Consider the following 22,922-nt stretch of genomic DNA (forward strand, 5'->3'; position numbering starts at 1 on the left):
AGCTGCTGATTTGAATGCGAAATCGATGATCGGATTCGAGGCGTGCCGAGCGGTGACGCCCGGCGTCGCCGGTGTCATGCATATCCTGCGAGCGCCTCCGCATCGAACGCATCGGCACCCGGCAGATGGGCCCATTCGTTTGGCCCCGCTTCGATTTCGGCAACGGTCAGCAGACACGCATCGAGCGCCTGTCGTAGCCTGTCGTGGTCGATCGCCTGTCCAATGAACACGATTTCCTGTCGGCAATCGCCGACCGGCTCCCGCCATTTGTCGAGCACGCCCTGTCGACGATAGTCGTCGCGCGGCCAGTCCGGCTGCGGAACGAAGCGCCACCAGCGGCCGACGTAGCCCCACTGAAAACGCCCGCCGGTCTGCACCAGCATGCCGATATCGACATGGCGATGCGCAGTCCAGACATAACCCTTGCAGCGGAGCAGGCGCCCGTTGCTCCACGGTTGATGTAACCACGCCAGGAGACGCGCTGGATGAAACGGCGCTCGCTCGCGATAGACCCATGACGCGATCCCATACATCTCCGACTCCGACGGATGCTCGTCGGCCCGCATCCGCTGCATCCAACCCGGCGATTCGGCGAGCGCCGGCAGATCGAACCGGCGGGTATTCAGCACGTCAGACGGATCGACTTTGCCGTTCGCCATCGGCAGTATCCGCGCGGACGGATTCAGCAAGGCGAGCGCCGCGCGCAGCCGGTCGAAACCCGCTTCGCCGATCCGGTCGAGCCGGCTGACCAGGATCACGTTCGCGTATTCGACCTGCTCGATCAGCAGATCCGATAGCTTGCGCGGCACGGTGTCGTCATTGTTGACGGCCGCAACCGGGTCCGTCGACTCCAGCATCGCCTCGAACGTTTCGCCGTTCACGACGGTGACGAGCGTATCGAGCCGTGCGAGCTCGCTGAGGCTGAAGCCGTTCCGGTCGAGAAACGCGAACGTCTCCGCGACCGGCATTGGCTCCGAGATGCCGGTCGATTCGATCATCAGGTAATCGAAGCGTCGCTGCCGCGCGAGCAGGCTGATCTGCTCGAGCAGATCGGCGCGCAGCGTGCAGCAGATGCAGCCGTTGCTCATCTCGACGAGCTCGTCCTTGCCGCGATGCAATTCGACGTGCCGTCGCACGTCGTCCGCGTCGATGTTCACTTCGCTCATGTCATTGACGATCACCGCGACCTTCAGCTCCGCCCGATTGCTCAGGATGTGGTTCAGCAGCGTCGTTTTCCCCGCGCCGAGGAACCCGGACAGCACGGTCACCGGGATCCGTGCGGCCGGATCGTCCGGCTCGGGCGATGACGCGAATGACGGCTCGAGCGTATTCACGCTGGCACACCGTCGGCGTGTTTTCCGCCTCGCGCGGCTGCGGCATCGGCGCGTGTCGGCGCGCGGTCCAGATAGCCCTCGAACAGATCGGCAACCACGTAGCCGTCGTCCGCGGCATCGCCCCACAGATCCTTCACGCGAAATTCGACGTGATAGGTCGGCTGATGCACGGCGCTGGTATCGCCGTGACCGATCGTGTCCGGAAACGGCCACGATTCGGTCGTCCGGTGCAGCACGATGCCTTCCTTTCCGCGCACGTAGCCCGGTGCGCGGATGTGCCCGCTCACGTATTCGTCGCGGACGATCACACGGTCGCCGACTTCGAACCGCGTCGAGCCGGCGTGGGTCGAGCGGCCCGGCGAATGCGGCGGATTCGCGAGTCTGAACCGCGAGCCGAGCTCGCGGTCGAGTTCTTCCTGCGTAAGCACGCCGGTTTCGACGAGCAGTGTCGCGGTCGCGATTACATAGCGCTCGTAGTAACGCGTGCCGATGTGCTGGCGCACGTCGATCCGCTCGACCGCGTGCCGCACCTCATCGACGCTGAATTTTTTCAACTGGTCGACGCCGACGAACATCAGGCTGTACGCGAGATGTTCCCAGTCTTCCTTGAACACCGGTTTGTAGCCGAGGCTGTTGATCGAATGCGGAACCCGGCCGAAGCCCTGGAAGCCGCCGAGGTCGTGAAAACCGTCCATGTGTGTACTCCGAAATGAATGTCGATGGGAGAGGGCGGCACGAATCAGCTGACGCTCGGCAACGCAACACCGATCAGAACGTCCTTCGTGACAAGCGTCCGCAATTTTTCCTCGCTCATGTGCTCGCTGCGTTCCGGACGCATCGGCAGTACGAGATAACGGCTTTCGGCCGTCGTGTCCCAGACCTTCACGACGACGTCGTCGGGCAGATCGGTGCCGAGTTCGCGCAGCACCGTGCGGCCTTCCCGAACGAGTCGCGCGCGGTATTCGAATCCCTTGTACCACTCGGGCGGCAGACCGAGCACCGGCCAGTTCGTGCACGAGCAGAGGCTGCAGACGATCACGTTCTTCAGCGTCGGCGTATCTTCGAGTGCAACGATGTATTCGCCTTGCGGGCCGGTGTAGCCGAACTGTGCGCACGCCGCGGTGCCGTCTTTCAGTAGCAACTCGCGGAATGCCGGATCGACCCACGCGCGCGCGACGATGCGCGCGCCGTTCGCCGGATCCCAGGTCGTCGACATCAGTTCCGTCAGGCCTTCGATATAGCCGTCGGGGATCAGGTTCTTTTCCTTCATGACCCGGAACAGCGCCCAGGCGCGTTCGCCCGGTGTCGAGGTTGTTTCCGCGGATGGGTTCGCGCTCATTGGTGGGGACTCCTTGTAGTGGATCGGAATGACCGTCGCAGTGTCGATGCTGCTGCCGTGTCCGTGGCGGGACGCGGTCTTCACCGGTCACGCTCGACGAACAGGGTAAGAAGAGAAAATGCGCGGTTCTTTGTCCGCACGGATCGGAAACTGTGTTGGGACGGATCCGGACGCGTGTTCGGGGGCAGGTCGCGAAGGAGGCGGCTCGACCGGCTGTATACAGCGCGGCCGGCGGGTACATGTGGCGACGGGCGGAGCGTTGCGTCGGCGCGAAACGAGAGCGATCGACACGCGTTGTATGGCCGCCGCGTGACGCCGAGCGCGGAAACCCGTCACAGCCAATTTCTTGTTCCGTCAGGAAACAGAACCGCAAATTTTGCCTTCCTATTCTCTCTCTCAAGCGATGCCCCGCCGGGTTGTCGCGAATCGGCGGCGCAGCCGACGCGCCGCTGAAAAAACCACGCAGCACACCACGATACCGGCGCCCGGCAACGGCGCACGTTCCTCGCACGTCGGGCGCGGTGGTGTTTGCTCATCCAGGTGAGGGGAGTGATGGACAACGGCAACAGAACGAAACTGAAGCGGATCGCGAGCTTGATCGGCGCATCGCTGATGCTGGTCGCATCGCACTACGCGGGCGCGGTCGAGGTCGATCCGGGCGACTACGAGCAGTACCCGGCCGGCGCGACCATCGGCGTGCTGTACTACAACTACTCGACGACGAACGCGTTCTATTCGAACGGCAACAAGACGTCGAATTTCGACCTGCAGTCGAACGTCGGCATAGCCCGTCTCTTGCACGTGTTCCAACTGACCGACCGGCTGACAATCGATCCGCAGATCCTGCTGCCGTTCGGTCATATCAGCGGCTTCGGCAACGCGAGCGCACTCGGCAGCACGACCGGTGTCGGTGACGTGATCCTGACCGCGCCGCTGAAGTTTCGCCTGAACGACGCGAAGGACGTGGTCGCCGCGACCGTGTACCTGTACGCGCCGACCGGCAGCTATGACCAGAACCGCGGTCTGAATTTCGGCGCGAACCGTGTGTCGCTCGACTTTCAGGCCGCGTATGTGAAGCACTTCTCACCGCACTGGGCGGTTGATCTGGTCGGCGACGCGATCTGGTACGGCAACAACACGTCTTATGGCGCGAACGGCGCGACGCTGCACCAGCGGATGAGCTACAGCGCGCAGGCGATGGTCCGCTACATGCCGGATCCGGGCACGTCGTTCGGGCTCGGCGTCACGCAATTCTGGGGCGGCGAGACAAGTGTCGACGGGATCGATAACCACGACGCGCTGCGCACAACGCGGATGCGGGTAACCGCGTCGAAGTTCGTGACGAAAGCCGACCAGGTGCAGATCCAGCTCGGAACCGACCTGAGCGTGCGCAACGGGCCGAAGAACAGCCTGCTCGTCGGCTTGCGCTACGCACACATCTTCTGAGTCCAAGGCCGGGCCACACCGGCTCGTCATCCTTGACTTTGATTTTTCAACATGCCATTCAATTTCGAGCGAGGTCATTCATGGAATCCGCCATCGACAAACACCTGGTCTGCCCGCGCACACTGTCGCGCCGTGTCGGCGACGACTACCAGCCGCCGTTCCCGATGTACGTTGCGCGCGCGGCCGAGGACCTGAACCAGGTCGTGATGGGCTATTTCGGCGTGCAGTATCGCGGCGCCGACCGGCGTGCCACTGCGCTCGCCGCGCTGCGTCTGATCGTCGCCGGTTTCGGTGAGGCGGACGGCCCCGCGAATCACGATCTGACGCAGCACACCGACAGCCAGGGCTACGACAACCTGATCGCGGTCGGCTACTGGCGCGACCCGGCTGCATACGAGCGCTGGCTCGCGTCGCCGGCGATCGCCGGATGGTGGGCAGCCGACGAGCGCCTCGCCGACGGGATCGGCTATTTCCGCGAGATCGTCGCGCCGCGTGCGGAGCAGTTCGAGACGCTGTACGCGTTCACCGACGATTTTCCGGGCGTCGGCGCGATCATGGACGGCGTTAGCGGCGAGGTCGAGGAACACGGTTACTGGGGATCAATGCGCGACCGCTTTCCGATCTCGCAGGTCGACTGGATGCGGCCGGACGGCGAACTGCGGATTGCGCATGGCGATCCGTCAAAGGGCGGTCGCGTCGTCGTCCATGCGCACGACAACATTGCGCTGATCCGGTCCGGGCAGGACTGGCGCACGACCGAAAACGACGAGCGTCGGCTGTATCTCGACGAAATCGAGCCGACGCTGCGCGCGGGCATGGACTTCCTGCGCGATAACGGCGCCGGCATCGGCTGTTACAGCAACCGCTACGTGCAGTCGATCGATCCCGACGGCAACCTGCTCGACGAGAGCTACAACATCGGGCACTGGCGTTCGCTCGACCGGCTCGAACGCTGGGCCGAATCTCACCCGACCCATCTGCGGATCTTCGTCACGTTCTTCCGCGTTGTCGCCGGGTTGTCGAAGCTGAGGCTCTATCACGAGGTGTCCGTGTTCGACGCGAAACATCAGGTCTATGAATACGTGAATTGCCATCCGCAAACCGGGATGATGCGCGACGCCGTCGCCGCCGCCCGCTGAATGGCCCCGGGCGCTGCATGCGCGGCGCCGTCTTGTCGATCTGGAGAACGTTGATGGCAATCAAGCGGCCTACCCGTGAACAACTTTCCGACATCGCAGCCGGTTTCGGCTTCCATGTCGATCAACGGCAGCTCGCCGATTACGACGAAGCGCTGCAGGCGAATTTCGACGCGTACGACGCGATCGACGCGCTGCCCGACTATCTGCCGGCCGTCGCGTATCCGCGGACGCCTGGCTATCGCCCGGAAGGGGACGAGAACCGCTACGGCGCGTGGGCGAGGAAGAGCACGATCCACGGTGCGCCCGACGGCAGGCTGAACGGCAGGACCGTCGCGGTGAAGGACAACATCTGCGTGGCCGGCGTGCCGATGCGTAACGGCGCGAGCACGTTCGAGGGCTACGTGCCGGACGTCGACGCGACCGTCGTCACGCGGATGCTCGATGCCGGCGCGACGATCGCCGGCAAATCCACTTGTGAATATTATTGCTTTTCCGGCGGCTCGCACACGAGCGCGTCCGGGCCGGTGCACAACCCGCGCAAGGCCGGACATTCGTCGGGCGGCTCGTCGTCCGGCAGCGGCGCGCTGGTCGCGAGCGGCGAGGTCGACATGGCGCTCGGCAGCGACCAGGGCGGCTCGGTGCGGATTCCGTCCGCGTATTGCGGCGTCTACGGGATGAAGCCAACGCACGGGCTCGTCCCGTACACCGGCGTGATGCCGATCGAGGCGACCGTCGACCATCTCGGACCGATGACCAACAGCGTACTCGACAATGCGCTGCTGCTCGACGTGATTGGCGGCTACGACGGACTCGATCCGCGCCAGCAGGCGCTGCCGCCGCGCGCCGATTACCTCGGCGCGATCCGCGACGGCGTTGCCGGGCTGCGGATCGGGATCCTGCGTGAAGGGTTCGGTCTCGCGAATGCGGAATCCGTCGTCGACGAGGCGGTGCTGCTCGCCGCGCATCAGCTTCGCAAGCTCGGGGCGAGTGTCGACGAGGTATCCGTGCCACTGCATGCGACGGGCACCGCGATCTGGTTGCCGATCGCGGCCGAGGGCGCGACTCAGCAAATGATGAAGGGCAACAGCCACGGCTTCAACTGGGGCGGCCTGTACGTGACAGGGATGATCGATCACCACGCGGGCTGGCGCGAGCGCGCCGACGAATTGCCGGACACCGTGAAGGTGACAATGCTGCTCGGCGAGTACTTCACGAGCCGGTATCGCGGGCGTTATTACGCGAAGTGCCAGAACCTAGCGCGGCGGCTGCGCGCGGATTACGACGCGGTGCTGCAAGCGTACGATCTTTTGCTGATGCCGACAGTGCCGATGCGCGCGTCGAAGCTGCCGGAACCAGGCTGCACGATGTCGGAATCGCTGACGCGTGCGTTCGAGATGCTCGCGAACACCGCGCCGTTCGACGTGTCCGGCCATCCGGCAATGTCGCTGCCGTGCGGGGTTGCCGAGGATCTGCCGATCGGGTTGCAACTGGTCGGCCGACGTTTCGACGAGGCGACGATCTATCGGTGCGCGTATGCGTATGAACAGTCGTCCGACTGGCGGCAGACGGCGCTCGCCTGAAGCCTGCGAGGCGTGTCGACGTGGCCGGCGGCACGGCTTTCGCGAACGCGCGGGGCCACTGCGCCGGGCGTCGCGCCGGCGTGCGGCGCGACGTAAGCTGCCGGACCGATTGGACAACGACTTTTTGAACGGGCACACTACCGGATCCCCCGTTCGCTTATCCATGTTGGGGCACGATCATGACGATGCGACCGATCATTCCCACCGAGCGCGACACCGTACCGAAAGTCGTGTCCGGTGGTGCCCCGTTCGAGTGGACGAGTTCGTCGATCGAGGTGGCAACCGACGGCTCGATCAGTCAGCGCATCGAATTCTGGCGCGAGATGATCCTGCGCCTGTTCGCCGACGTGCAGATCGCGGCCGTGCAGAAGACCGATTTCTTCGGACAGGTGCGGCAGCGCAAATGCGACAAGCTACGGATCTCGGATATTCACGCGAGCGAGCAGGCGGTGATCCGGCGCTATCGGCAGGCGCGCAGCGAATACGAGGACAAATACTTCGCGGTGCTGATGCTCGAGGGCAGCCAGTCGGTCGAGCAGGATGGCAAGATCGTCACGCTGCATCCGGGCGATTTCGCGATCTACGACGCGACGCGCCCGCATCACCTTCAGTTCGGGCAGTCGTGGCGCGAGATCGTCGTCAGCATTCCGCGCACGACGTTGAACCAGCTCGTCGTCGGGATGGAGCACCGTACCGCGTGCCCGATTCCGACCGCGCAGGGGGTCGGCAGCGTGATGCGTGGTTTCCTCGAGCAGATGTCGTCGCAGATCCGCCATGTGTCCGAGGACGAGATGCTGCAGTTGTCGGATACCGCGATCTCGTTGATCGCGATGACGCTTGGGAACCCGCAGCGCAACGATGTCGCGCAATCAAGGATGAAGGCGCTAACGCTGACACGCGTGAAGCGGCATCTGCTCGAGCACCTGCACGACCCTGAGCTGAACCCGCAGATGATCGAGCAGGCGGTCGGCATTTCGTCCCGTTACATCAACAAACTATTCGAGGCCGAGAACACGTCGTTGATGCGTTACGTATGGAATCTTCGGCTCGAACGCTGCGCGGAGGAGCTCGTGAATCCGCAGTGCGCGTTGCTGCGCGTGTCCGATATCGCGTTGCGGTGGGGGTTTAACGACATGTCGCATTTTAGTCGCGCGTTCCGTGAGCGCTTCGAGACATCGCCGCGTGAATGGCGCAATCAGGCGGCGACACGTCCACACGACCGATGATGCGTGTGTACGGGCCGCGCGCCGCGACGTGAGATTGTGTGGGCACGGCCTGCGCAACCGGTTCTGCATATCGAGTCCAACACCCAGGACTATCTGCTGGATCCCCAGTGCCCCGTTTTACCGTGTGGCGGATTTTTAACGAATCCCGGCCAGTCCTCGTATAGGGGCATGAACAAGGTAAGCGCTTATGCTTTGCAGCGCATAAGCGCTTACCTTGTTGATACCCCTCTGGGCTTGTGGATCGAAGGCACCGAAGGCGCCAAGTTCTGGATGAAGGTGTTCAACGATCTCAAGACACGTGGCGTCCACGACATCCTGATCGCCGTAACCGACGACCTCAAGGGCATGCCCGAGGCGCTGGCTGCCGTGTTTCCGGCGACCACGCTGCAGACCTGCATCGTTCACCTGATCCGCAACAGCCTCGATTACGCCGGCTGGAAAGACCGTCGAGGATTGGCCGCCGTGATTCGCCCAATCTACTGCGCACCGAGCGCGGAGGCGGCTCAGGCAGAACTCGATGCCTTTGCCGAAGGGCCATGGGGCCAGAAATTCCCGACAGTCAGTGCGGCGTGGCGCAACGCCTGGGATCGAGTGATTCCGTTCTTCGCGTTTCCGCCGGCGGTTCGCAAGGCACCGGCTATATCATGCCGGTTACGAACGCCATCGAGAACATCAACTCGCAGCTGCGCAAGATCATCAAGACTTGAGGACACTTCCCGACCGACGAGGCCGCCACCAAGCTCATCTGGCTAGCACTGCGCAACATCACTGCCGATTGGGGGCGTGCTGCTCATGACTGGAAGGCGGCTATGAACCAGTTCGCCATCCTTTACGAGAATCGATTCGTTCGACCATCCGTGTGATCTCAACCCGCCTTGAACTCGGAAATCCTGACACCCCCGTGTTGGGTTCAGTAACGGAGCAGCTTGGATCGCAAACTCGTACTACCTTGTCCGGAACAAGATGATACGCGAGCCCGCAGGATTCAAGGTTATGCCATCGGTATGAAATAAATACTGGAATAAAGATGCGCAGCGGTTAGCGCTCCGGTGAACGCCTACAGCCGGCGTCGATTGGAGCACGGGAAATGTTGCTTCAGTACGCGGACCCGGGCAAATTCCAGCCCCGCGTACTGCTTCGTCCACCGGTAAGGCGTCTGCCCGGATATTCGAAAGCAGGTCGCTTACTTCAACGCACCTTCAGCCACCAGCACTTCATGCGCGGCCTTGAACGCACTCAGCCCGTGCGGGATGCCCGAATAAGCGGTCGCGTGCAGCAGCGTCGCCTTGATTTCGTCGACGCTCACGCCATTGTTGAGCGCGCCCTTCACGTGCAGCTTGAGCTCGTTGGTATGGCCGGCCGCGGTCAGCATCGCGAGATTGAGCAGGCTGCGGGTCTTGCGGTCGAGCGTCTCGTCGCCCCATGCCCAGCCCCACGCCCATGCCGTGGTGGCGCGCTGGAACGCCATCATGAAGGCGTCGGCCTGTTCCATCGACGCATCGACGTACTCGGGGCCGAGCACTTCCCGGCGGATCGGCAATCCCTTCTGAAACAGCGCATCGTCTTCGTTCATGATTCAATTCCTCGGTTATTCCAAAGCCCCGGCGCCCGCTGGGCACCGGCCGCGCGAACGCGAACCGTCCTTCGACGCGAACAGATAGCAGACCAGCGCGGTGACGACGAGGCCCACCATCCACGACACGTCCGCGCCGCCGAGAATCGATGCCCACGGGCCGTGGAAGAAGCGCTCCTCCATGAACGGCACCTGGACCGCAATCCCGAACACGTAGATCGCGATGGCCTTGACGTTGAACGCCCCATACACGCCGCCGTTGCTGCTGATGATTTCCGCGACCCGGTAGTGGCGGTGGTTGACCAGGTAGAAGTCGATCAGGTTGATCGCGATCCACGGCGCCAGCACGATGCGTAGCGCGAAGATCGCGTTGAGGAAGATCGAGATGAAGTTGCTCGACGCCCATAGCGCAGTCGCGGTCGACGCCACCAGCAGCACCGCCGACACGACGACGCGCACGTTGCGGCCGGGCACCCAGTGCGGCCGGAACGTCTGCGCGGCGGTGATGAACGACAGCACCGCGCCATACAGGTTCATCCCGTTGTGGCCGATGATGTTGACGAGGAACAGGAAGATCAGCACGTAGCCGAATGCGCCGGTCTGCTCGCGGATCGCCTGCATCGCGTCGGTCGAATGCCCGGTGCTGACGGCGAGCACGCCGAACAGGAACGCGAAGATCGTGCCCAGCGACGTGCCGAAATACGTGGATGCAAAGGTCTTCCCGAATCCGGTGGAAGCCGGCAGATAGCGAGAATAGTCGGACGTGTAAGGGGCGAAGCTGATCTGCCAGATCGCGCACAGCCCGAACATCGCGAACCAGTTCGCCAGATCGAAATGGCCCTGCTCGAAGATCCGCGCGTCGAGGCCCGGCGCCATCAGCGCGATGCCGATCAGCAGCGCGCCGCCCATGAACCATGCGCCGATCTTGTTGAAGCGATGAATGAAGTGGCAGCCGATCACGCCGACCAGCGTCGCGAGCACCGCGCCGATGACGGTCGCGACCGGCACGGGCACCGCGGGCGCCGCCGTGTGGAGCGTCTTGCCCGCGAGAATGATGTTCGACACGAAGAAGCCGAGGTAGATCAGCGTGGTGAATCCCACCACCAGCAGCGACCCGTATCGGCCGAACTGCGCGCGGCTCTGGATCATCTGCGGCACGCCGACCAGCGGCCCCTGCGCGGAGGTGAGCGCATGGAAAATCGCGCCGAAGCATTGCCCGGCCGCGATCGCGAAAATCGCGCTCACCAGGTCGAGGTGGAACACCAGCACCGACGTGGCGCCCGAGATCACGGCCAGCGGCGCGACGTTCGTGCAGAACCACAGGGTGAAGAGGTCGGACGGCTTGCCGTGCCGCGCCTCCGGAGGAACATACTCGATCGAATTGCTTTCGATCGCCAGAACACCGTTATTGTTTTCCGCTTGCTTCATGTCGTCTCGCTGTCTCCATCGTTATTGCCGGACCATGCCGCGCCATGTGCGCGGTTCGACGCGGCATGGCCCGTGCGGCCTCGAGTCGGTACTTCAGGCGAATGCCGGCCCGCTCAACGCATCACGAACGGGTCGCTGATCGGATCGTCCGACGTGCGCAGCCACACGGATTTCGTCGTCGTATATTCGAGCGCGGCGCTCAGGCCGCCTTCACGGCCGTGCCCGGACAGGCCGAAGCCGCCGAACGGCACGAGCGGCGACACGGCCCGATAGGTGTTGATCCACACGATGCCGGCGCGCACCCGCTTCGACACGCGATGCGCGCGCGTGAGGTTGGTCGTGAAAATGCCGGCGGCGAGGCCGTAGACGGTACTGTTCGCCTTCTCGATCGCTTCCTGCTCAGTTTCGAACGTGTCGACCGACAGCACCGGGCCGAACAGTTCCGTCGTGATGCTGTCGGCATGGGCGACACCGGTGCAGTCGAGGATCGTCGGCGCATAGTAGTACCCGTCGCGCGCCAGCTTCTTTCCGCCGGCGAGCACCTTTGCACCCTGGCGCACCGAACTCGCGACAACCGCCTCGATGTGGCGAAGCTGGCGCTCGGTACACAGCGGGCCGTACTCCGTGTCCCGCTCGTTGGGCGAACCCACGCGAATGCGCGATACACGCTCGACCAGCAACGCAAGGAACCGCGCCTTGACGGAAGCCTCGATCAGCAGGCGCGAACCCGCGACGCAGCTCTGGCCGCTCGCCGCGAAGATCGCGGCGACCTGCGCATTCACCGCGCTCTGGATATCGGTATCGGCGAACACGATGAATGGCGACTTGCCGCCGAGTTCCAGCGATACCTTCGCGAGATTGCTGGCCGTGTTGCGCACGATGTGACGCGCGGTCTCGGGGCCGCCGGTGAACGCGACCTTGTCCACGCCCGGATGGCTGCTCAGCACCGCGCCGCATTCCGGGCCGAAGCCGGTGATGACGTTGACGACGCCCGGCGGAAACCCGGCCTCGTGCACGAGGCGCGCGAACTCCAGCAACGGCCCCGGCGCTTCCTCGGACGCCTTGAGCACCACCGTGCAGCCGGCCGCGAGCGCCGGGCCGACCTTGACCGCGGACAGGAACAGCTGGCTGTTCCAGGGCACGATCGCGGCGACCACGCCGACCGGCTGCCGCTCGAGCCACACCTGCATGTCGGGTTTGTCGACGGGGATGCTGCTGCCTTCGAGCTTGTCGGCGATGCCCGCGTAGTAGCGGTAATACTCGGCGACATACGCGATCTGGCTCGACGTTTCCCGGATGATCTTGCCGGTGTCGTTCGTTTCGATTTCAGCGAGCCGCGGCGCAGCCCGTTCGACGAGATCGGCGAGCCGGTACAGCAGCTTGCCGCGCGCCGACGCCGAAAGCCCCGCCCAGGCCGGCTCGGTCAACGCGCGGCCGGCCGCCGCCACGGCACGATTGACCTCGTCGGTCCGCGCTTCCGGCATCTGCGCCCACACCGCGCCGGTCGCGGGATTGATGCTGCCGAAGGTCGCGGCGCCGGGCTCGAACTGCCCGTCGATATACAGCTGAAAGTGCGCATTCATGGCATCAGGACCTCATTGGAACGCCGGCATCACGTCCCGGATCATCCGTTCGAGCGAAGCCTTCTTGCGCTCGAAGCTCATGCCGGTATCGATCCAGAACGAGTACTCGTCGAAGCCGAGCGCTTCGTAAGCCTTCAGCCGCTCGATGACTTCGGCGGGCGTGCCGATCACGTTGTTCGTGCGCATGGCCTCCGGCGTATAGAACGGGTGGGCGGCGATTTCCTCGCGGCTCAGCGGCTTGATCATCCCGCGGCTGATCGGCCGCTCGTTCTTGAACCACGCGCCGAAGTAGTTGTAGAACACGTTGACTTCGTCGGCGGCCACTTGCGCGTCGTCCTCGCTGCTCGCCACGTAGGTGTGACGCAGCAGCATGATCTGCGGGCGCGGCACGTCGGGGAACTTCTCGCACGCGGCGTTGAAGTGGCCGACCAGCTTCTCGACTTCCTCGTCGCCGAAGTGCAGCGGCGTGACCTGCACGTTGCAGCCGTTGGCCACCGCGAACTCGTGGCTGTTCGGGTCGCGCGCGGCCACCCAGATCGGCGGATGCGGCTGCTGCAGCGGCAGCGGCGACGACGTCGTCGCCGGGAATTGCCAGAACTCGCCGTCGTGCGCGTAATCGCCTTGCCACAGCTTCTTCACGGCCGGAATGAGTTCGCGCATGCGCTGCCCGGCACCCCACGCGTCGAGGCCCGGCATCAGGCGCTCGTATTCGAACGAGTATGCGCCTCGCGCGATCCCGAGTTCCAGGCGGCCGCCCGAGATGATGTCGGTCATCGCGGCTTCGCCGGCGAGCTTGATCGGGTGCCAGAACGGCGCGACGACCGTGCCCGTGCCCAGCCGCACGCGCTTCGTCTTGTTGGCGAGATCGGCGAGGTTGATGAACGGATTCGGCGCGATCGTGAAATCCATGCCGTGGTGCTCGCCGGTCCAGACGGCGTGCATGCCGCCGCGATCGGCGATCTGGCACAGCTCGACCATCTCGTCGTACAGCTGCTTTTGGCTGGTCTGGTCGGAGACGCGCTCCATGTGAACGAAAAGCGAAAAACGCATGATGTGACCTTTCAGGAAAGAAGCGGGCGGACGGTGCCGGAGCTGTGATCGCCGAAGTACAGGCCGTAACTCTTCAACTGGCTCTCCTTGCGATAGCGCTCGAGCATGCTGGCGAGGGCGCTGTCCTGGAACGCGTCGGCCGCGATGTTCTCGAGGCTCACGAACTCGCCGGCGGCCGCCACTTCGTCCGGTGCGCTGCAGAGGAACGAGATGTACTGGTAGTGCGTTTCGGTATTGTTGTAGACCGAATAAATAAAGCTTGCCGAAGCGTCCGGCTGGTATTGCCTGAAGAGTTCGGCGAGCGCCTTGTCGGCGCCTTCGTTGCCGATTTCCTTCGTCGGCAGCGCCCACTTGCGGTCGGCCGTCCGGACCATGAGGACCTTGTCGTCGCGCGTGATGATCGCGCTCACGATCACCTTCGGGCCGGCGATGACTTCGGCCGACAGCTTCGCCGGCGTGAAGTAGCCGCCGCGGTAGTAGCCGAGGCCCGCGTAGCCGGCGGAATGGAACGCCTCGACCTTGCCGACGATGAGCGCGTGATCGCCCGCGTCGATCACCGCGTGCGTCGTGCAGTCGAACCACGCGCTGACGTCGTCGATCAGCGGGTTGCGATGGGCGCTCAGGTGCCAGCCGACCTGCGCGAAGCGATCCTCGCTGGGCCGCGCGAAGGTGTTGGACAGGTCCTTTTGCCCTTCCGCGAGGATGTTGATCGCGAAGTGGCCCGTGGTCGAAAACGTCTGGAAATTGCTCGACGTCTTCGCGATGCTGACGAGCAGCAGCGCCGGGTCCAGCGACACGGACGAGAACGAGTTCGCGGTGAAGCCGAGCGGCTGGCCGTCGTCGCGGGCGGTGGTGACGATCGTCACGCCGGTCATGAACGCGCCGAACGCATCGCGCAACTCGCGGGTGTTGATCGCCGGGGCTTCCTGGCTGGTTGCTTGGCTCATGTCACACTTCCGATTTCAGGGTTTCCGCCTGTGGCACGGTCTGCAACCAGGCACGCAGGGCGCGATTGACTTCGTCGGGCGCCGTCAGGTTCACCATGTGGCGCTCGTTCTCGATCACGACGGCCGTGCCGTCATGCGCGGCCTGCGCCATCTGCCTGGCCATCTCGGGCGTCGAATTCGGATCGTCCGATCCGGTCAGGACGAGGGCAGGGCAGGCGATCCGGTGCCAGCCGTCGGCGTACACCTCGTCGCCCTTCGCGAACGCGGTGTACGCGGTGGCATAGCCCGCGAGGTCGACGGACTGCAGCCACGCTTCCACCTTCCGCGCGGCGGCCTGCTGCGCTTCCTCCGCGTTGAACCAGCGCCGCAGCGGCGTATCGACGTCGACGGTGCCCGAGCGCAGTTCGGCGGCGCGCCGCAGGACGGCTGCGCGCGCCTGCTCGGTGCGCCGGTACACGCCGTTCAGGACGGCCACGCGCTTGACGAGATCGGGCCGCGTGACGGCGACGCCGGCGGCGATCAGCGAGCCCATCGAGTGGCCGGCCAGGTTGACGGGGCCGACGTGCAGCGCCTCGATGAACGCGATCGCCCACTGCACGAACTGCGGCAGGTCGGCGTCGGTATCGAGCGGATCGCTTGCGCCGTGCCCCGGCATGTCGACCGAGATCACGCGGAATTCGCGCGACAGGTCGTCGATCTGCGGATACCACGCGCTCGCCTGCATGCCCACGCCGTGAATCAGCACCAGCGGTTCGCCGGTGCCCTGGTCGAAATAGTGGGCGACGCGCTTATTTGACAGCGGCAGGGTTCTTGACGTCATTTCCGAGCTCTGCGAGATCTGTATAGCGGTCGCCGATGCGGTGATGCGGGCGGCCGGCGGTGGCGGCGCCGATCGCGATGACCAGCTCGTCGGCGGCCGGCGCGTCCGGAATCGCGAACTGGAGCGTCAGGTAGTGCGAACGGCGGCCTTCGTCGTTCTTGTCCATCATCGGAATCAACAGCGGGGCATTGGCCGGGCCGCGCGTGTTGTTGAACGCGAGGTACGACTTCGCGCCCACGGCCGTGCGATAGGTGTTGCCGAAGTGCAGCGTGTGGATCAGCGCGGACGCATGCTCGATTTCACCGTCGAGGCCGACGATCGCGCTCTTGCCGAACGCTTCGACGGCTTCGCCCGAACCGGCTTCGTCGAGGATCATCTTGGTCAGGTGTTCGCTGAGCTGCGGCGCCAGCGCGCGGATCTCCGGCGACAGGTCCTCGACGAACCCGCGGCCTGCCCACGGGTTCTTGATCACGGCGACCGCCCCGATCATCTTCAGCGGTTTGGCAGCGACCTTGTCGCCATCCACGTAGAGCGTCTCGACATGGAGGACGGATTTCCGAATCAGGCTCATGGCACCTTCCTTTCGTGCGTTGATTGTGGAATTCATTGTGGTATACCATGTTACGGCATGCCATGAGTGTTAACCCTTGTCTGGAAAATTCTCGAAACGGAGGTGGTCAATGACTGCGTACTGGATAGCCCACGTAACGGTGCTGGATGCCGCGAAATACAAGGACTACACGGACATCGCGCCGCAGGCGTTCAGGCAGTTCGGTGCCGTGTTCCTGGCGCGCGGCGGCGCGTCGCAGGTGCTGGAGGGCGAGGCGTTCGAGCGCCACGTGGTGATCCGGTTTGCCGACATGGAGACGGCGCTCGCGTGTTATCACTCGCCCGAATACCAGGCGGCGAAGGCGAAGCGGGATGGACATTGCCGGGCGCAGGTCTCGATCGTCGAGGGCCTGGCGGGCTGATCGCGCGCGGACGCGCGGCACGGCGCGCTATGGAAAGCCGGCTGACAGTTGGGTCATAATATGGCATTCCATGCCTGCACCCGGCGCATCGCCGGCGGCAGGCCGCCCATCCGTTTCCAGAGTGCCACTCATGCAAGACCTCAAAATCGACCGCAATGCCAAGACCCTGCGCGAACTGACGCTCGACAAGCTGCGTGGCGCAATCGTGCAGGGGTATTTCCGGCCCGGCGCGCGGCTCGTCGAGCGCACGCTGTGCGACGAGCTCGGCGTGAGCCGCACGGTGGTGCGCGAGGTGCTGCGGCATCTGGAGACCGAAGGGCTGGTCGAGACCGTGTCGCGGCAGGGGCCGGTGGTGGCGCGGCTCGATCCGGCGCAAGTCGGTGAGATCTACGAGTTGCGCGGCCTGCTCGAAGCGAATGCCGCGCGTGCGTGCGCCGAGGGCGCGACGCCCGAAGTCGTGCAGCAACTGCGCGAGATCCGCGCGACGATCGAGGATGCGTTCGAGAAGCAGGAACTGCCGCGTGTGCTCGAGTACACCGAGCGTTTCTACGAAACGCTGTTCGAGGCCGCGGGGAAGCAGGTGTCGCTGACGGTGGTCAAGACGCTCAATGCGCGCATCAACCGGCTGCGCGCGCTGACCATCGCGATGCCGGGGCGCGGCAGCGATTCCAACACCGAGATGAACCGCCTGCTCGACGCGATCGAGCGGCGCGACGGCAACGCGGCGGCGGCCGCGTCGGCCGCGCACATCAAGCGGGTGGCCGAGCTGGCGCTGTCGGCACTCGCGCAGCAGGGCGAGGCCGTCGCCGACAGTTGATCGAATCCCGGGCGCGGGCTTCAACGCACACGGTTCGACCTGAAAGTAACAGGCCGCCGGCACGACATGCCGGCGGCCTTTTGTTTGGTCTGTCGATTGACCGGCCGGAATCGGCTGCACGGCCCGCTGTCGTCGCCTCATGGTTTTCCATGATTATTGACGCATTGTTGTGGACCATAAGATGGCATACCATAATCTCATCGGGTAACGCAGTGATCACGGGAGCACGCCATGGCTGAGTCGATGACCGGACAAACCGCGCAACAGGCATTCGTGTCCGCGGTCGGGGCGCGCGCCCGGGTGGGCGCGATTCTCGAACATCGCGACGGGCTGCTGCTCGTCGATACGCCGCAGGGCCTGCGCTTGCCGACCGGCATCCGGCTCGAACCGGCGAGCGATGCGGCGAGCCTGCGCGGCGTGCTCGCGAAGCTCGGCCTCGACGCGCATCTCGACTGCCTGTTTGCGGTGTTCGAGTCTGCCGGCGAGCGCGAGCCGGGTGTCCATATCTATTACCGCGGCCGCGTGATGCAGTCCGGGTCGCCGTGGTTCGACAGCAGCATCCGCATCGTGCCGCTCTGGCAGGTTCCCTGGGACGAGATCGCCGACACCGCCGTGCGCGCGATGCTCGAACGCTACGTGCGCGAACGTCGCCAGGACGCGTACGGCATCTATGTCGGCGATACGGAAGCCGGAACGGTGCAGCCGCTCGCGCTCGCGCACTGACGGCGCCGGTCGGAACCGGCGTGCCGCGCGCGGATGGCCCTCGACGCCACCGCGGCTGCGACACGACGATGAACAACAAGATCAAGAAGCCGGCGCGGCAGGCGCCGCCGGCGTGAACACGTGTATTCGAATGGCTGCCGTCCCGGTGGCCGCGAGCCGTAACCGTTTCCCCTGGAGAGAGACCATGAGCAGCAGAAGCATCCCGCGTTTCGCAGCATCACGCCTCGCCCGTATCGTTCCGGTGGTCCCGCTGGTCGCGCTGTGCGCCGCGCCCGCGTTGGCCGCCGACCCGATCGTGTTCACCAGCTGGGGCGGCACGACCCAGTCGTCGCAACAGAAGGACTGGGCCCAGCCGTTCACGCAGGCGAGCGGCATCAACGTGCTGATGGACGGGCCGACCGACTACGGCAAGCTCAAGGCGATGGTCGACAGCGGCAACGTGAGCTGGGACGTCGTCGATGTCGAAGGCGACTTCGCGTACGCCGCGGAAAAGGCCGGGCTGATCGAGCCGATCGACTATTCGGTGGTGAAGAAGGCTGAGCTCGACCCGCGCTTCGCGACGTCTTCCGCCGTGGGCAGCTTCTATTACTCGTTCGTGCTCGGCTACAACAAGGCGAAGTACACGGGCGCGCAGCCGCAGAACTGGGCGGACCTGTTCGATACCAAGCGCTTCCCGGGCAAGCGCACGTTCTACAAGTGGTCGGCGCCGGGCGTGCTCGAAATCGCGCTGCTCGCCGACGGCGTCGCGCCCAACAAGCTGTATCCGCTCGACCTCGACCGCGCGTTCCGGAAGCTCGATTCGATCAAGGGCGACATCGTCTGGTGGAGCGGCGGCGCACAGTCGCAGCAGCTGCTCGCGTCGGGCGAAGCGCCGGTCGGCATGTTCTGGAACGGCCGCCTGCATGCGCTCGCGCAGACCGGCGTGCCGGTCGGCATGTCGTGGAACCAGAACCTGACCGCCGCCGACATGCTCGTGATCCCGAAGGGCGCAAAGCATCGCGATGCGGCGATGAAGTTCCTGGCTGCCGCGACGAGCGCGCAGGCCCAGGCGAAATTCGCGGCCGACACGGGCTATGCGCCGATCAACGTGAAGTCGGCCGCGCTGATGCCGCCGGCGATCGCCAAGACGCTGCCCGACCAGTACCAGACGTCGCAGATCAATCTCGACATGAAGTACTGGGCCGAGAACCGCGACGCGATCGCGAAGCGCTGGTACGCGTGGCAATCGAAGTAAGCCGGTGCGGTACGACCTGCGGACTGGAATACCGTTCAGGATGCCGAACCGGATGGAACCGGCTCGGCTGAGCAACGAACCTGCATGGGGCCAGCGGTAACAGGCGCCGAGGCGCCGACCCTGGCCGACAAAGGAGGCACCATGCCCAACGTCTTGAGTACCATCGCGCATCCGCCCGCGGCGAACGCGCGCAAGCGGCGCGACTGGCGCAGCATCCGGCTGCTGATGCCCGCGCTGCTGCTGCTCGTGATCTTCTTCCTGCTGCCGGTGCTGTCGCTGCTGTTGCGCAGCGTGCTCGAGCCGACGCCGGGGTTGCACAACTACGAACAACTGCTCGGCTCGACGACGTATGTGCGCGTGTTCGGCAATACGTTTCTCGTGGCGACGGTCGTGACGCTCGTCACGTTGCTGGTGGGCTTTCCGATGGCGTGGCTGCTCGCCATCGCACCGCGCAGGCTCAGTGCCGTGCTGTTCGCGATCCTGCTGCTGTCGATGTGGACCAACCTGCTCGCACGGACGTTCGCGTGGATGGTGCTGCTGCAGGGGACCGGGCCGATCAACCGCGCGTTGATGGCGATCGGCGTGATCCACGAGCCGCTGTCGCTCGTGAACAACCTGACCGGCGTGACGATCGGCATGACCTACATCATGCTGCCGTTCCTCGTGATGCCGCTGCACGCCACGCTGCGCGGCATCGACCCGTCGACGCTGCGCGCCGCCGCGGTGTGCGGCGCGAGCCGCTGGCAGGCGTTCTGGCGCATCCTCGTGCCGCTCGCGATGCCGGGCGTGGCCTCCGGCGCGCTGATGGTGTTCGTGATGGCGCTCGGTTACTTCGTCACCCCCACGCTGCTGGGCGGCCCGTCTTACATGATGCTCGCGGAACTCATCGCGCAGCTCGTGCAGGAACTGCTGAACTGGGGGCTCGCCGGTGCCGCGGCATTCGTGCTGCTTGCCGTGACGCTCGCGCTCTATGCGTTGCAGCTGCGCTTCACCGGCAGCGCGCGCGCCACGACGGGAGGTCGCTGACATGTTGCTCGATTTCGATCGCCTGGGCGCGCTGCGCTGGGTTCTCGTGGCCGTGGGCGCGGCCGTCGCACTGTTCCTGCTGTTGCCGATCTTCTTCATCGTCGCGCTGTCGTTCGGCGATTCGCAGTGGCTCATCTTCCCGCCGCCGGGCTGGACGCTCGAATGGTACCGGCAACTGTTCACCGATGCGGGCTGGATCGACTCGCTGCTGACCAGCGCGAAGCTGGCGGTGATCGTCACGGCGCTGTCCGTCGCGATCGGGTTCCTCGCGTCGCTGGCGCTCGTGCGCGGCAGGTTTCGCGGCCGCGAGGCCGTGCGGGGCTTCTTCCTCACGCCGATGGTGCTGCCCGTCGTCGTGCTCGCCGTCGCGCTCTATGCGTTCTTCCTGCGTATCGGCCTGAACGGCACGATGACCGGCTTCGTGATCGGCCACCTGATCATCGCGCTGCCGTTCTCGATCATCTCGATCAGCAACTCGCTCGTGAGCTTCGACACGGCGCTGGAAGACGCCGCGCTGATCTGCGGGGCGTCGCCGCTCACGGTGAAGCTGCGCGTCACGCTTCCCGCGATCCGGCTCGGCCTCTTTGCCGCCGCGATCTTCGCGTTCCTCGCATCGTGGGACGAAGTCGTGGTGTCGATCTTCATGTCGAGCCCGACGCTGCAGACGCTGCCCGTGCGTATCTGGGCGACGCTGCGGCAAGACCTGACGCCGGTCGTCGCGGCCGCGTCGTCGCTGCTCGTCGGACTGACGACCGTATTGATGCTGGCGGGCGCCGTCGTGCGCCGCGCACGCGCTAACTGAGGTAACACGCCATGACTGCATTCCTGCAAATCCAGCGCCTGCGCAAGACTTACGACGACGTCGTCGCGATCGACCAGGTATCGCTCGACGTGCGCAAGGGCGAATTCCTGACCTTCCTCGGACCGTCGGGTTCGGGCAAGAGCACCACGCTCTATATCGTCGCGGGCTTTCAGGAGCCGACCGACGGCCGCGTGCTGCTCGAGGGCAAGTCGCTGCTGTCCGTCGCACCGAACCAGCGCAACATCGGGATGGTGTTTCAGCGCTATACGCTGTTCCCGCATCTCACCGTCGGCGAGAACGTCGCCTTCCCGCTGCGGGTGCGCCGCCGTCCCGACGCTGAAATCCGCGCGAAAGTGGAGCAGATGCTGAAACTCGTGCATCTGTCCGAGTGCCGCGACCGCATGCCCGCGCAGCTCTCGGGCGGCCAGCAGCAGCGCGTCGCCATCGCGCGGGCGCTCGCGTACGATCCGCCGGTGCTGCTGATGGACGAGCCGCTCTCCGCGCTCGACAAGAAATTGCGTGAGGAAATCCAGCTGGAATTGCGCCGCATTCACCAGGAAACGGGCGTGACGATTCTCTATGTCACGCACGACCAGGAGGAGGCGCTGCGCCTGTCCGACCGGATCGCCGTATTCAACCAGGGGCGCATCGAGCAGGTCGGCACCGGCGAGGAGCTCTATGCGAACCCGGCGTCGCGCTTCGTCGCGAGCTTCATCGGCAATTCGAATTTCCTGCCGGTCAGGGTCACGAAGCACAGCGACGGCCGCATCGGCGGCGTGTTTCCCAACGGCCTCGAAACGGCATCGGACATGTTCCATCCGACGCTCGCCGCCGGCGACGAAGGCGCGCTGATGATCCGCCCGGAGCAGATGCGTATCAGCTCGCTGCAGCGGGCCGGCGGTTCGAATGATGCGAGCGGCACGGCGGGCCTGCCGGTGACCGTGCGCGACGTCACCTATCTCGGCGATGCGATGCACTACGCGGTGGCGACACCGTGGCAGCAGGAAATCTCGATCCGCATGCCGGCCGCACACCGGCACGACAACGGCATCGTGATCGGTGCGCAGGCGCTCGTCGACTGGGACGCGCGCGACGTGCGCCTGTTCGCGCAAGCCTGACGGCGGCCGCCATGCGTCCCGCACTGCCGTCCCTGAAAGTCCAGCGGCCCGCCGCCACGCTGCGCGAGCTGGCGCTCGAGAAAATGCGCACGGCGATCCTGGATGCGCACTTCCAGCCGGGCGAGCGGCTGGTCGAGCGCTCGCTATGCGAGATCCTCGGCGTGAGCCGAACCGTCGTGCGCGAGGTCCTGCGGCATCTGGAAACGGAAGGGCTGGTCGCCTCGATACCGAACCAGGGGCCGATCGTCGCGGTCCTCGACTTCGACACGGCGGCCGAGATCTACGAGATACGCGCGTTGCTGGAAGGCGAGGCGGCAATGGCCTGCGCGCAGCATGCCGATGCCGCTCTGGTCGCCGACCTGTCGGCGTGTATCGACCGGATCCGGCAAGCGTTCGATGCGCAGGATCATCAGGCGGTGAAGGCGCTCACGTCGGCATTCTATGAGCGCATGTTCATCGCCGGGCAAAAGCATGTCGCGTGGGAGATCGTGCAGACGCTGATCGCGCGCATCAACCGGTTGCGTGCGCTGACGATCGCTTCCGACGATCGCGGACACCAGGCCGTCGAGGAGATGCGCGCGATCCTCGCGGGCATCGAGGCGGGCAACGGGGTGGCGGCGCGCGAAGCTGCCGTCGCGCACGTGCACCGGGTGGCCGAGATCGCGCGCAAGCTGCTGGCCCATGGTCACGAGAGTGCCTCTTGGCGTCAGGCCGGGTAGTGCGTGTTGCCGCATGGTGCAGTGTCCCCCTCCACTGATTTGCACTG

The 22,922-nt window shown here is 65.0% G+C and carries 21 protein-coding genes and 2 pseudogenes; 13 read left to right on the forward strand and 10 right to left on the reverse strand.

All coding sequences use genetic code 11. The annotated features are described in order from the left end of the window. Positions 1 to 74 precede the first annotated feature (74 nt). From U5771_RS31535 to nthA, 3 genes are read right to left on the reverse strand one after another with little or no spacing between them, the layout of a single operon-like run. Entirely contained in the window at positions 75 to 1,334 is a 1,260-nt protein-coding gene (locus U5771_RS31535; RefSeq protein WP_322027552.1) for a GTP-binding protein, read from the reverse strand. After that, positions 1,331 to 2,029 carry a nitrile hydratase subunit beta gene (gene nthB / locus U5771_RS31540; RefSeq protein ID WP_322027553.1) on the reverse strand — a complete coding sequence of 233 codons (699 nt, stop codon included), beginning with the start codon at positions 2,027 to 2,029 and terminating at the stop codon, positions 1,331 to 1,333. The genes U5771_RS31535 and nthB overlap by 4 nt, the downstream gene beginning before the upstream one ends. A gap of 44 nt (positions 2,030 to 2,073) precedes the next feature. Beyond that, entirely contained in the window at positions 2,074 to 2,673 is a 600-nt protein-coding gene (nthA, locus tag U5771_RS31545; protein WP_322027554.1) for a nitrile hydratase subunit alpha, read from the reverse strand. 552 nt (positions 2,674 to 3,225) lie between these two features. Between nthA and U5771_RS31550 the strand changes: the two genes are divergently transcribed. The 5 genes and pseudogenes from U5771_RS31550 to U5771_RS31570 all read left to right on the forward strand — a co-directional run. Then, the gene (locus tag U5771_RS31550; RefSeq protein WP_322027555.1) at positions 3,226 to 4,119 is read left to right on the forward strand and encodes a transporter; all 894 of its coding nucleotides are present in this window, start codon (positions 3,226 to 3,228) and stop codon (positions 4,117 to 4,119) included. Between the two features lie 80 nt (positions 4,120 to 4,199). Then, a complete protein-coding gene (locus tag U5771_RS31555; RefSeq protein ID WP_322027556.1) occupies positions 4,200 to 5,258 on the forward strand; it encodes a phenylacetaldoxime dehydratase family protein in 1,059 nt (352 codons plus the stop codon). 53 nt (positions 5,259 to 5,311) lie between these two features. After that, the gene (locus U5771_RS31560; protein WP_322027557.1) at positions 5,312 to 6,838 is read left to right on the forward strand and encodes an amidase; all 1,527 of its coding nucleotides are present in this window, start codon (positions 5,312 to 5,314) and stop codon (positions 6,836 to 6,838) included. A gap of 179 nt (positions 6,839 to 7,017) precedes the next feature. Beyond that, positions 7,018 to 8,064, forward strand: a complete 1,047-nt coding sequence (locus U5771_RS31565; RefSeq protein WP_415859454.1) for a helix-turn-helix domain-containing protein — start codon at positions 7,018 to 7,020, stop codon at positions 8,062 to 8,064. 228 nt (positions 8,065 to 8,292) lie between these two features. Further along, positions 8,293 to 8,927, forward strand: a pseudogene (locus U5771_RS31570) (IS256 family transposase); the annotation flags it as partial. A gap of 320 nt (positions 8,928 to 9,247) precedes the next feature. On the opposite strand, the gene U5771_RS31575 reads toward U5771_RS31570, so the two are convergent. The 7 genes from U5771_RS31575 to U5771_RS31605 all read right to left on the reverse strand — a co-directional run bounded on the left by U5771_RS31575 (position 9,248) and on the right by U5771_RS31605 (position 16,036). After that, positions 9,248 to 9,637 carry a carboxymuconolactone decarboxylase family protein gene (locus U5771_RS31575; RefSeq protein ID WP_322027559.1) on the reverse strand — a complete coding sequence of 130 codons (390 nt, stop codon included), beginning with the start codon at positions 9,635 to 9,637 and terminating at the stop codon, positions 9,248 to 9,250. 15 nt (positions 9,638 to 9,652) lie between these two features. Further along, on the reverse strand, positions 9,653 to 11,065 hold the full coding sequence (locus tag U5771_RS31580; RefSeq protein ID WP_322027560.1) for a purine-cytosine permease family protein: 1,413 nt from the start codon (positions 11,063 to 11,065) through the stop codon (positions 9,653 to 9,655). A gap of 113 nt (positions 11,066 to 11,178) precedes the next feature. Then, a complete protein-coding gene (locus tag U5771_RS31585) occupies positions 11,179 to 12,648 on the reverse strand; it encodes an aldehyde dehydrogenase (protein ID WP_322027561.1) in 1,470 nt (489 codons plus the stop codon). A 12-nt stretch (positions 12,649 to 12,660) separates the two neighbouring features. Continuing rightward, positions 12,661 to 13,698, reverse strand: coding sequence for an LLM class flavin-dependent oxidoreductase (locus U5771_RS31590; RefSeq protein ID WP_322027562.1), 1,038 nt, complete (start codon positions 13,696 to 13,698; stop codon positions 12,661 to 12,663). Positions 13,699 to 13,709: 11 nt separating this feature from the next. Further along, positions 13,710 to 14,645, reverse strand: a complete 936-nt coding sequence (locus tag U5771_RS31595) for a flavin reductase (RefSeq protein WP_322027563.1) — start codon at positions 14,643 to 14,645, stop codon at positions 13,710 to 13,712. 1 nt (position 14,646) lies between these two features. Then, positions 14,647 to 15,465 (reverse strand): alpha/beta hydrolase, encoded by an 819-nt coding sequence (locus tag U5771_RS31600; protein WP_322027564.1) that lies wholly within the window; start codon positions 15,463 to 15,465, stop codon positions 14,647 to 14,649. After that, positions 15,434 to 16,036: an amino acid synthesis family protein gene (locus U5771_RS31605; protein ID WP_322027565.1), complete on the reverse strand. Its 603-nt coding sequence runs from the start codon at positions 16,034 to 16,036 to the stop codon at positions 15,434 to 15,436. Before U5771_RS31605 ends, U5771_RS31600 begins: the two co-directional genes overlap by 32 nt. Before the next feature lie 109 nt (positions 16,037 to 16,145). Between U5771_RS31605 and U5771_RS31610 the strand changes: the two genes are divergently transcribed. From U5771_RS31610 to U5771_RS31645, 8 genes and pseudogenes are all read left to right on the forward strand, one after another. Beyond that, positions 16,146 to 16,436 carry a DUF1330 domain-containing protein gene (locus tag U5771_RS31610; RefSeq protein WP_322027566.1) on the forward strand — a complete coding sequence of 97 codons (291 nt, stop codon included), beginning with the start codon at positions 16,146 to 16,148 and terminating at the stop codon, positions 16,434 to 16,436. 130 nt (positions 16,437 to 16,566) lie between these two features. After that, complete coding sequence (locus U5771_RS31615; protein ID WP_322027567.1) at positions 16,567 to 17,253, forward strand: GntR family transcriptional regulator; 687 nt, start codon at positions 16,567 to 16,569, stop codon at positions 17,251 to 17,253. Positions 17,254 to 17,532: 279 nt separating this feature from the next. Then, positions 17,533 to 17,976: pseudogene (locus tag U5771_RS31620) on the forward strand (flavin reductase); the annotation flags it as partial. A gap of 184 nt (positions 17,977 to 18,160) precedes the next feature. Continuing rightward, positions 18,161 to 19,210, forward strand: a complete 1,050-nt coding sequence (locus tag U5771_RS31625; protein WP_322027568.1) for an ABC transporter substrate-binding protein — start codon at positions 18,161 to 18,163, stop codon at positions 19,208 to 19,210. A 141-nt stretch (positions 19,211 to 19,351) separates the two neighbouring features. Beyond that, positions 19,352 to 20,236, forward strand: a complete 885-nt coding sequence (locus U5771_RS31630; protein ID WP_322027569.1) for an ABC transporter permease — start codon at positions 19,352 to 19,354, stop codon at positions 20,234 to 20,236. 1 nt (position 20,237) lies between these two features. Beyond that, positions 20,238 to 21,038 carry an ABC transporter permease gene (locus U5771_RS31635; RefSeq protein ID WP_322027570.1) on the forward strand — a complete coding sequence of 267 codons (801 nt, stop codon included), beginning with the start codon at positions 20,238 to 20,240 and terminating at the stop codon, positions 21,036 to 21,038. 11 nt (positions 21,039 to 21,049) lie between these two features. After that, positions 21,050 to 22,156 (forward strand): ABC transporter ATP-binding protein, encoded by a 1,107-nt coding sequence (locus tag U5771_RS31640; protein WP_322027571.1) that lies wholly within the window; start codon positions 21,050 to 21,052, stop codon positions 22,154 to 22,156. 11 nt (positions 22,157 to 22,167) lie between these two features. Beyond that, positions 22,168 to 22,875 carry a GntR family transcriptional regulator gene (locus U5771_RS31645; protein ID WP_322027572.1) on the forward strand — a complete coding sequence of 236 codons (708 nt, stop codon included), beginning with the start codon at positions 22,168 to 22,170 and terminating at the stop codon, positions 22,873 to 22,875. Positions 22,876 to 22,922: the final 47 nt, after the last annotated feature.

It is taken from the genome of Burkholderia sp. BCC1977 (genome assembly GCF_905339595.1).
Lineage (GTDB): Bacteria > Pseudomonadota > Gammaproteobacteria > Burkholderiales > Burkholderiaceae > Burkholderia.